Source organism: Cyanobium sp. NIVA-CYA 375, from assembly GCF_056108345.1.
In genome coordinates, this window is record NZ_JBSYHW010000083.1 from 1 (window position 1) to 9,549 (window position 9,549).

The window sequence follows — 9,549 nt, forward strand, 5'->3', positions numbered from 1 at the left end:
CTGATTCCGGAGGATGGCAGCCGAATCACGAACGACGAGATCCGCATAGCCCTGGAGCGGGATCTTCGCTTGCAACCATCCATGCTCTTTTAGGCTTCAGACTTGGATGCGGACGGCCAAATCACATTGTAATTGAGAAGAGGAATTGCACCCCATCTCAATCAATCCGGATATTTAGATTCACCGTCCAGCCGCCTTGTTCAGCGATATGACAGAGAAAGCGCAGCAGGTTTTCCGTCCTATTTACCGGGTTGAGCTGGGAGCTGCTGAGAATCCGGTTCAAGTCGATGCCGGGCACTGATCTGGATCGGAGCACCTCCACCATGGCGCTGCCGGGATCGCTCTGGGCTGATCGCTCGGCCAGGCGCAGAAACTGCTCAAACCCCAAGGATCCCTGGCTATCGGCGCGAAAACGAAACATGACTCAGCCCTCCACGGGCTCATCGGGGCTGTTGAGCTCCAGCACTGTCCACTCCTGGCTCCACACCGGCCCGCAGGCCATCCCGTATGTGGTGATCTCAAACGCCACCCAGTTCGGCAGCTCCACCGACCGCAGGAACGCCGGAATGTTCACTGTGTCATCTGCGGCCAATTGGGCTTCCAGGTAGCTCTGCCAAAGGGGCTTGAGCACGTCGGCCAGATGAATCGGACTTTCGGGCACCTCATGGCACCAGCCAGCGCGAAAGGTGGGGGCGTTGGGCTGGCCGTCGTCGTTGAATACCTTCAGGCCCGTCACCGGGCAGAAGAAGTTCCAGTCGTCCAGCTCCAGTTGGATGATCTGCATGGCTGAGGGGAAGCGATAGGCACCACTGTGTGGTTGCCAGAGCCTCTTGGGTGCCGGCCTTCTGCGAATGACCGCCTAGCGCTGTCACACTCAGGCCCCCTTTGCACCGTCGGCTACGACTTGGCTATGCGACCTCGGTAGCAATCGACGTTCGCAGGAGCCGCTGGCACGGATCCAGCCGCCGTTCCACGATGGTGTGATGACTGCTGCTCCCTTGCGCTGCCACCTGCTGATCGGCCCACCCGGCAGTGGCAAAACGACGCTGGCCCATCAACTGGCACCGTTGCTCAAAGGGGAGAACGGCGAGCCCGGTGTGGTGCTCTCAACCGATGCCATCCGCGAGGAGCTATTCGGGGATGCGGCAGTGCAGGGCCCATGGGATGAGATCCGGGCGCTGCTGCTCCAGCGCCTGCACGCCAGCGTCGACGCCGGTACGCCTGTGGTGATCGATGCCACCCATGCCCGCCGGCCCTGGCGGCTGCTCTACACCCAGCAACTGCAGCTGAGCCGGACGGTGGAGTGGATCGGCTGGTGGCTCACCACTCCCCTGGAGCAGTGCAGAGCCTGGGCACTACAGCGTGAGCGGCCTGTACCCGAGGCAGTGATCGAGGAGTTCCACGCCAGCATCAATAACAGGTTCTTCAAGCCGGAGCGGGCCGAGGGCTTTGCGGTGGTGGAAACGCTCAACCCCGCCGCCACCGAGGGCAGCGGCGATGACCTGCGGCTGCGCCTGGCGGGCCTTGATGGCCGCATCCGCAATGCCCTCAACCGCCAGCGTGCCATCGAGCCCCACCTGCACCGCTACTCACGCCTGCTGGATCTGGAGCGGCTGCTGTTCCTGCTCCGCCTGCTCACCAGCTTTACCGGCCTCGATGCCAGCGATCCCAGCACGGCTGCTGAGCTGCTCCAAATATGCAATCCGCCGCCCCAGGGCGATCTAGCCGAGCGGGCCGCTGCCTACCTCGTCAGCTGGAAGCAGGTGCATGGCGGCAACAGCGATGGCTACGGGGTTGTGGCGGCGATCCGCGCCGATCTGGCCTGGCTGGAGGCCAATGGCTTCTGCAGGCTCGACTGGCAGGGCGACCAGCCGATTGACCTAGGCAGCACCGGCCCCGTCATCGGCAGCGCCGTGCATGGCGGCTATCCCGCCCTGGCTAACCGGGAGGTGTTCTGCCGGGTGTTCACCCTGCTGCGCCACATCCTCAAGCAACCGTTTGATGCACCGGAGTCCGGCTCAGCCGAGGAGCATTCGGCTGCGGCCGCGTCCCGGCCCAAAGGGGCAAAGCGGGCCAGCCATGAGTTCAGCCCGCTCTACCGCCATCTGATTGAGAACTTGGCAGAGATCGAGGGGAGCTACCGGGCCGATCAGGAAGCCGCGCTGCGGTATGACCTTGAGCACGTTCTAAGTCCCTACGGATTTCTGGCACCTGTGAAAGGCCGGCCCCATAGTCGCCGCCAGGGCTACGTGATCGGTACGGCCTTGCTCTCGGCAGACCAGCTACTGGAGTTGCATGCCCAGCTCAGGGCCTCCCTTGATCGCCTCAGCGATCAGTCACAGCAGCCCCTGCTACAGACCCTGGAGGATCGGCTCCAGCGCGCAGGGATTCTTGGTGCTGACGGCAGCCCCGATCGGTTGCGTCAGCCCAAGCGCACCCTGGCGCACCGTTCCTTCACGGAGGAGAAGCCAGGCACCCTGGCCGACCCTGATGTGGCCAGCCGGCTGGAGCGGGCGATCTTTGATCGCCGCCGCATCTGGCTGCGCCACGCACCCGATGGCATCAGCGAGCAGCAGCGCCTGCGGGGCGATGACGGGCGTTTCCGGGCATGGCCGCTGCAACTGCTGTTTCACAACATCAGCTGGTATCTCGCCTTTGAAACTGTTCAGATCGGCCGCAGTGACGAATCTGGCCTGATCCGCATCCTGCGGGTGGATCGGCTGGTGCTCCACAACGAGGACGGCAACACCCGCCGCAGCACAGAAGCCCAGCACAACCAGGCGCTGGAGCGCTTGCAGCGGCTGCTGCACGTCTGCGGCGGCCTCTATTTCGGCGAGTCGGTCGACGACCAGCTGGCTGTCATGACGCCATCAACAGGTCGCAAACCTCAGCATCCCTGGAGCTTGCTGCGCTTCTCTTGCACACCGCGGGTGTTTGAGCTGATCCGCGAGGAGCCGCGCCGCTTCCCGCCGGAGCACACGGCCTATGCCAAGCCCCTGCCAGACGATCCGACCGGCCTGGCAGGGCCCCGCGACACGCTGGCCCCCAACCCCGCCGGCGACAGCCACCCCTATCCGGTGGAGATCCGCATGCCCAGCTGGACCGTGGAGCGCGACTGGGACCTACGCAACTGGCTCTTCCGCTGGGGCGCAGGCATCCGCATCGAGCATCCCCTGGCGCTGCGCGAGCACCAACTCCAGCAGGCCGAGGGAGTTGTCACCCTTTACAGGCGCAGCTCCTCGCCAACCAAGGCCACCACCTGAGCCTAGAAGTCGTGATCGAGCAGCACGTCCCAGCCAATGAGCAGAACTTAAAGTAGTGAAAATCACTTCAAGCTCCCATTGGCCGCCGATCCCGCTGTTGTGAGTGCTTCTGAGGCCAATCGCTCCTTCTCTGCCCTGCTACGGCAGGTGGCGCAGGGCCAGAGCTTCACGGTGCACTCCCATGGGCGGGCCGTCGCCAACCTCACGCCCGTCAGCGTGGGCACGTCCTCCAACGCAGCAGCGCGCCGTGCCCTGCTGGTTCGTCTGGCTGCCCAACCCGCCAGAGGGGAAGAGCGCTCCTGGCAGCGCGATGATCTTTACGACTGATGCGCGCCGCACTCGACACCAATCTTCTGGTCTATGCCGAGGGCTTTGGGGATGGTCCGCGGGTGAGCGCCACCAGGGCATTGCTTGAGCAACTTAACGATGCCGATGTGGTGTTGCCCCTGCAGTGCCTCGGCGAGCTGTTCCGCGTACTCACCGGCAAAGCCGGTCGCTCCGCCGAGCAGGCCCAGAACGCCGTGCTCGGTTGGATGGATGCGTTTCCTGTGCTGGATAGCAATGCCGCCGCCTGGCGAGGGGCCATGGATCTCTGCGTAGCGCATCAGCTGGCCAGCTGGGATGCGCTGGTGCTCAACGTGGCCGCAGAGGGCGGTGCCCGGCTGCTGCTCACGGAAGATATGCATGCTGGCTTCTGCTGGCGCGGTGTTCGTGTCGTCAATCCACTGGTGGAGCCGGCTGATCCCCTGCTGCTGCAGCTGCTGGGTTGATAGCCGGGGCACCCGATCGTCGGCGCTTTCGCTAGTGCCGATTCATGCCGGCACCGCGCTCAGCAGCTCGAGATCGCCACATCCAACCCACCGATCACCGCCTCCAGAAACGGCAGTTCGAGGGTCTCGACCGTGGTGGGCTCACCCCATCTGGCCACCGGCATCAACAGCAGCAGGGTATTCGTCGTTCGCGTGAGGTGAGACAAATACTCCGATGACCCTCCATAGGGTTGTTTCAGCAGCACCAGCCCTGCTCGCCAGCCCCGACGTAGACCCCCACACCATGCGATTCATCCATACCGCCGACTGGCAGCTGGGCAAGCCCTATGCCCGGGTGAGCGACCCCGATAAGCGCGCCCAGCTGAGGCGTGAGCGGCTCAGTGCAATCGGGCGGCTTGGTTTGGTGGCGCAGCAGCAGGGTGCCGCCTTTATTGCCGTTGCCGGAGATTTGTTCGACACCCACCAGCCCACCAAGGCAGACGTCTCTGCAGCCTGCAGCGCCATCGGTGGGGTAAGGCTGCCTGTGCTGGTAATCCCTGGCAACCATGACCACGGCGGGGCCGGCAGCTGTTGGCACGAGTCCTACTTCCTCAAGGAGGTGCAGCAGCTGGCCCCCAACCTCACAGTGCTGCTGGAGCGCCAACCATTTGATCTCACCAGCATCGGCCTACCTGGGGGCGTGGTGTTGCCCTGCCCGCTGCTGCGCAAAGCCGAGCCAGTGGATCCCACTGCCTGGCTGCGCCAGCTCGACTTCTCCCCTTGGAGCGACCAGCCGCGGATTGTGCTGGCCCATGGATCGGTCCATGGCTTCGGGGGGGAGGACAGCGGCGACACGGATGACGAAAACCCACCGGTGCCCACCAACCGCATCGACCTCTCGGCGCTGCCAACCGGTGAGATCGACTATCTCGCCCTTGGCGACTGGCATGGCCTCAAGCAGGTGAGCAGCCGGGCCTGGTACTCCGGCTGCCATGAGATGGATCGCTTCCCGCGGGCGGCTGACTACCGCTCCGGCCAGGTGCTGGTGGTCGACGCAAACCGCGGTCTGCAGCCTGAGGTGTTCGACATCCGCACCGGTGCGATTGGCTGGCATCAGCTTGAGCATCGCTTCAACAGCGACACAGACCTGGAGCGCCTTGAGCAGATCCTCCGGGATCTGCTCGGCCCCCGCAGCCAGGAGGATCTGCTGCTTCTGGAGCTGGACGGCAGCCTCAGCCTGGCCGCTGCGGCACGCCTACAGGATCTGCTGCAGCGCTTCGAGGCCAGGCTGCTGCGCCTGAAACTGCGCGATCGCACCAGCGTGGCTCCCGATGCCGCTGAATTGCGCCTGCTCACCGAGCGAGCCGGTGATCCACTGGTGGCCCGCGTGGCCCAACGGCTGCAGCAGCAGCTGGAGCTGGGCGATGACGAAGGCGAGCTGGCCCGCATGGCCCTGCGGGAGTTGCACCGCGCCTGTGTCAGCAACTGACAGCACCCGAGAACCACCCCACCTACCCAGCAATCCAACCCCAACGCCAGCCCTTAGCCATGCGCCTCCTCTCTGCCCGCGTTCGCGATTACCGCCGGCATCGCGACCTGCCCATCAGCTTCGATCCACGCTTCACGGTGATCGCAGGGCCCAATCAATCCGGCAAGAGCACCCTGGCTGAGGCCCTGCACCGGGCCCTGTTCCTACCGGTGAAAACCGGCGGCGAACTGCTCAAGGGCATGCAATCGGATCCCTGTCTGGCGGAACCGGAGGTGGAGATCAGCTTTGAGGCCGCCGGTCAACGCTGGGAGCTGCGCAAGCGCTTCGCTGGTGCGCGGGGCAGTGCCAGCCTGCGCGACAGCACCGGCCGCAGCCTGCAGGGAGAGGATGCCGAGGAGCGGCTGGCGGAACTGATCGGCACAGCGGCTGTGGCCCGCAACCGTGGTGCCGCCGATCAGCTCAAGGAGCGCTGGGGCCATCTGTGGGTGTGGCAGGGATCAGCCAGCAGCAATCCCCTTGGTCTTAACGCTGCCAGCTACGACCACGACCGCCTGGTGGAACGCCTCCAGGCCGGCGCCGATCTGGGCGTGCAATCACCGTTGGATCTGGCGGTGCTGGACGACATCCAGAGCCGTTGGGCAACGGTGTACACCCCTGGCGGTGCCAATCGGGGCCCCCAGGTGAAATCGGGCTCGCCGCTGAAGCTGGCCCGCCAGGCGGCCAGCGCTGCCCAGGAGGAGCTGGCGGCCATCCGCGATCTGATCGCCCAGCAGGGGGCAGCCGAGCAGGCCTTTCAGGAGGCCGAATCGCAGCTGGAGCGCTTGCGCCAAGCGCTGCCGCCTCTCAAGGCGCAGCGCGGGGAGCTGGACCAGAAGCTGAAACGCAGCCAGGAACTTGAGGCGGCGATCGCTGTGGAAAAGCCCCAGTTGCAGGGGACCCAGAAGCAGCGCGACGACCTCGACAAGGACCGCACCCAGCTGGAGGGGCTGCAAAAGCAAGTGACCACCCTGGAGGCCGCCAAGGCCCCGGATCTGGTGACGCTCGAGGCGCTCAGGCAGCACCTGCCTGATCTCGAGGCTGCCCGCGCGGTGGCCCAGGAGCAGCTGGATACCCAGCAACAGGCCGTGACCAAGGCCACCCGTGATGCCACGGTGATCGAAACCCTGCAGAAACGTCTGGTGCAGCTGCAGGAGCAACAGCGGCTGGAGCAGCAGCTGGCAGCGCTGGCCGCCATTCAGGCCCGCTGCGATGAACTCCAGACCGACATCGCCCGCCTGCCCGCGCTGCTGGCAGCGGACGTGGAGAAGTTGCGCCGGCTTGAGACGGACAGACGCGAGGCCGGCGTTCGAGCGGAAGCACTCTCAGCCGGCATTGAGGTGATCCGTGCCGGCCGCTCTGTGCGGGTGGATGGCCTTGAGCTGGCAGCTGGCAGCCGCCAGCTGTTGTCGGAGCCGGCCACCGTGCAGGTGGGTGACGATGTGGAGCTGCGGCTGACGCCTGGCGATGGCTCCAGTGCTGCGCAAGCCGCCACCGCACTCGCAGCAGCGGAGGGCAAGTTCCAGGCCGAACTCCAGCGTTGGCAGCTGTCGACGGTGGAGGAGGCTGCCCAGGCGGAGCGGCAACGCAGCGATCTACTGAGTGAGCAGCAGCGGCTGATCGAACAGCGCGGCGGGGTGGATCCGCAAGCACTGCGCCTTCGCCTGCAGGCGTTGCTTCAGGAATCGGACGCTCAGGTCGCCCTGACCGCAACTGATGCTGCCCTGTTTGGGGAAGCCCTTGAGAGCCGTCTGCGGGAGCAGGAGCAGCAACTCAAAACTGCCCGCCTGCACCGTGATGCGGTGACCAAAACGGAACAGCAGCAAAAGGCGCTGGTGAAGCAAGCCAGCGACGCCTTCGATGCCCAAAACAAGCAGATTGCAACAGCGGAAGCCGCTCTGCGCGGGCGTGAAAATGAGGTACTGGAAGCCAACACGCGCATCCATGCCCTGCAGGAGCGTCACGGCTCTCTGGAGGCCCTGACGGCCGCACTTAGTCAGGCCCAGGAACGCTGCAGGGAACTAGAGGGCAAGCTGGCGGAGCTGGAGGGCGAGCTGGCAGCGCTCGGCGCCGCGAGCCTCAAAGCCCAGGCCGCTGATCTCGACCAGCAGATCACCACGCTCGAAAGCCAGGAGCGGCAGTTCAGCGAGGCCCGCATTCGCGCCGAAGGCCGACTGCATGGCGATGGTCAGATCGACCTGCAGGCCGAGCTGGAGCAGAAACAAGCCGAGCTCGAGTCACAGCTGGAGGACCAGGAACGGCTGGAGAAGGAGGCGGGCATGCTCACGCTGCTGCGGCGTCTGCTGGAGGAGGAGCAGAACGCTATGGCCACGCAATACACCGCACCGCTCACCGAGCGGATCGGCCGTTATCTCGCCCAGGTGTTCCCGGAAGCTCCGCAGACCAGCCTCAGCTACGACGCCCGCAGTGGCTTTCAGCAGCTGCAGTGGCGCCGCGGCAACGAAGCAGCCTTTGGCTTTGACGTGCTCAGCACTGGCGCCCGTGAACAGTTCGCCGCTGCCTTGCGGGTCACGATGGCGGAAGTGCTGGCGGAGGCCTACGACGGCACCCTGCCCGTGCTTTTCGACGACGCCTTCGCCAATTCCGATCCAGAACGCCAGGCGGGGGTGTTCCGCATGCTGCAGCAGGCTGCTGACCAAGGCCTGCAGGTGATCCTGCTCACCTGCGATCCGGAGCGCAGTCAGGGGATAGCGGACGTCAGCCGGATCAACCTCCCGAATTGAGATCTCGATCCACCTGCTGCAGGAGGACTGCCGTGACATTGACTCTCAGGCCTTTGTCGACGCCGTCCAGGCCCTTTGTTCAGAGCCCTACGTGGGGTCAGGACAGCAGCTTTTCATTCTTCTCTAGCGAGGTGCTGTTCGTGATCAGCTGGATTCCACGCCGGCGGCGCCCTGGGGCTGGCGAGCACTCCCCTTGGTCTGCCCCGGCAGCAGCAGCGCGCAAGGGCTAACGCAAGTCGCTGCGCGACCCTTGCGCGCTGCTGGCTTATCCGGGGCGCAACGGCAGGGTCGTTCGCCAGCACAGCCATGGCCGCCACACTCCTTTCTCTGCCGCTCCAGCCCGTTCGCCCAGCTGCAGAGCGGCACTGCCCGATTCGCATCATCTCGGTGCACCTCCTTGATGCCGCAGGTCAGCTGCTGCGGGTGCTCTTCCTCGATCGCGAGGGGCACATCAGCTCCCAGCCGCACTACGTGCCCCGCGAGGAGGCGCTGATCCTGGCTGCCAATCAGCAGCGGATGCTCGGCTCTCAGGCCCGGGTGCAGGTTTTGTAGGGCCGAGCCCGGCTGATCGGCCATCGCCTGGCGAATCACACTCTCCGGGCTATCCAGTACCAAGAGTGGAGAGGAAACCGGACCCACGAGCTGCGCGTCAATCTTCCGCCAGGCTTAAGCAGGCGATGCTTCTACGCAGCTGGCCCTCCAGCTCCTTGATCTGCGGAATGCCGGCCAGCTCGGGCCGCACCACCAACCAGAGACGGTCGCTGATTGGATCTGGAGGCGGCACCGCGATCAGCTGCGCTTCCTGCCAAGGCGAACACTGCAAAAGAGAACGATGGGCCGGCAGCAGCAGGGGCTCACGCCTCAGCTGCTCCACTAGGTCCACTGCGATGCAGTTCTCGGTGTTGCGCACTCCCATCAGCGCCTGCCGTCTGGGCTGCTCGTCCAACAGCAGCTGGCAGCTGGCCGGTGGGAGCAGAAACAGCGGCCGCCGCCAAGGATTGAGCTGGGATGGGCTGCTCCGGTGGCGAGCGGCGTAGAGAAGCTGCAGGTCCTGAGTGCCGAGGGGGATTACCTCCAGTTCTGCCAAGACCAGTCCCAAAAGGGCAGGGTTGCGGGCCTCGGAGCTGGCACCCTTGATGCTGGCCAGGCTCAGCAGCACGGCATCAAGGGTGCCCCGCCTGAGCTGCTGGCCCCAGTCCTGGGGCGAACAGAAAGCCGTCACCAGCTCCACGGAACACTCTGCTGTCAGCAGATCAGCTAGCAGGTGC

Annotated in this window: 9 protein-coding genes; 6 read left to right on the forward strand and 3 right to left on the reverse strand. The window is 65.1% G+C overall.

From position 1 onward, the window contains the following. Positions 1 to 157: 157 nt before the first annotated feature. The gene (locus AC01FP_RS14615) at positions 158 to 421 is read right to left on the reverse strand and encodes a hypothetical protein (protein WP_474481328.1); all 264 of its coding nucleotides are present in this window, start codon (positions 419 to 421) and stop codon (positions 158 to 160) included. Between the two features lie 3 nt (positions 422 to 424). Next, entirely contained in the window at positions 425 to 784 is a 360-nt protein-coding gene (locus tag AC01FP_RS14620) for a hypothetical protein (RefSeq protein ID WP_474481330.1), read from the reverse strand. 199 nt (positions 785 to 983) lie between these two features. Here AC01FP_RS14620 and AC01FP_RS14625 point away from each other — a divergent pair, with 199 nt between their 5' ends. From AC01FP_RS14625 to AC01FP_RS14650, 6 genes are all read left to right on the forward strand, one after another. Further along, a complete protein-coding gene (locus AC01FP_RS14625; protein WP_474481332.1) occupies positions 984 to 3,263 on the forward strand; it encodes an AAA family ATPase in 2,280 nt (759 codons plus the stop codon). A 78-nt stretch (positions 3,264 to 3,341) separates the two neighbouring features. Then, positions 3,342 to 3,590, forward strand: coding sequence for a type II toxin-antitoxin system Phd/YefM family antitoxin (locus AC01FP_RS14630; protein ID WP_474481334.1), 249 nt, complete (start codon positions 3,342 to 3,344; stop codon positions 3,588 to 3,590). After that, the gene (locus AC01FP_RS14635; protein ID WP_474481336.1) at positions 3,590 to 4,033 is read left to right on the forward strand and encodes a PIN domain-containing protein; all 444 of its coding nucleotides are present in this window, start codon (positions 3,590 to 3,592) and stop codon (positions 4,031 to 4,033) included. The genes AC01FP_RS14630 and AC01FP_RS14635 overlap by 1 nt, the downstream gene beginning before the upstream one ends. 214 nt (positions 4,034 to 4,247) lie before the next feature. Then, positions 4,248 to 5,501: a metallophosphoesterase family protein gene (locus tag AC01FP_RS14640; protein WP_474481337.1), complete on the forward strand. Its 1,254-nt coding sequence runs from the start codon at positions 4,248 to 4,250 to the stop codon at positions 5,499 to 5,501. 59 nt (positions 5,502 to 5,560) lie between these two features. Next, positions 5,561 to 8,281, forward strand: coding sequence for an AAA family ATPase (locus AC01FP_RS14645; RefSeq protein ID WP_474481338.1), 2,721 nt, complete (start codon positions 5,561 to 5,563; stop codon positions 8,279 to 8,281). Positions 8,282 to 8,587: 306 nt separating this feature from the next. Beyond that, on the forward strand, positions 8,588 to 8,833 hold the full coding sequence (locus tag AC01FP_RS14650; RefSeq protein ID WP_474481340.1) for a hypothetical protein: 246 nt from the start codon (positions 8,588 to 8,590) through the stop codon (positions 8,831 to 8,833). Positions 8,834 to 8,930: 97 nt separating this feature from the next. On the opposite strand, the gene AC01FP_RS14655 is transcribed toward AC01FP_RS14650, so the two are convergent. Continuing rightward, positions 8,931 to 9,549, reverse strand: a 619-nt coding sequence (locus AC01FP_RS14655) for a hypothetical protein (protein WP_474481342.1), incomplete at its 5' end; no start/stop codon positions are given.

Excerpts from the sequence above, each read along its gene's own strand:
- AC01FP_RS14615 (WP_474481328.1), bottom strand. The coding sequence starts at position 421 with ATGTTTCGTTTTCGCGCCGATAGCCAGGGATCCTTGGGGTTTGAGCAG.
- AC01FP_RS14645 (WP_474481338.1), top strand. The coding sequence starts at position 5,561 with ATGCGCCTCCTCTCTGCCCGCGTTCGCGATTACCGCCGGCATCGCGAC.
- AC01FP_RS14635 (WP_474481336.1), top strand. The coding sequence starts at position 3,590 with ATGCGCGCCGCACTCGACACCAATCTTCTGGTCTATGCCGAGGGCTTT.
- AC01FP_RS14650 (WP_474481340.1), top strand. The coding sequence starts at position 8,588 with ATGGCCGCCACACTCCTTTCTCTGCCGCTCCAGCCCGTTCGCCCAGCT.
- AC01FP_RS14625 (WP_474481332.1), top strand. The coding sequence starts at position 984 with ATGACTGCTGCTCCCTTGCGCTGCCACCTGCTGATCGGCCCACCCGGC.
- AC01FP_RS14620 (WP_474481330.1), bottom strand. The coding sequence starts at position 784 with ATGCAGATCATCCAACTGGAGCTGGACGACTGGAACTTCTTCTGCCCG.
- AC01FP_RS14640 (WP_474481337.1), top strand. The coding sequence starts at position 4,248 with ATGACCCTCCATAGGGTTGTTTCAGCAGCACCAGCCCTGCTCGCCAGC.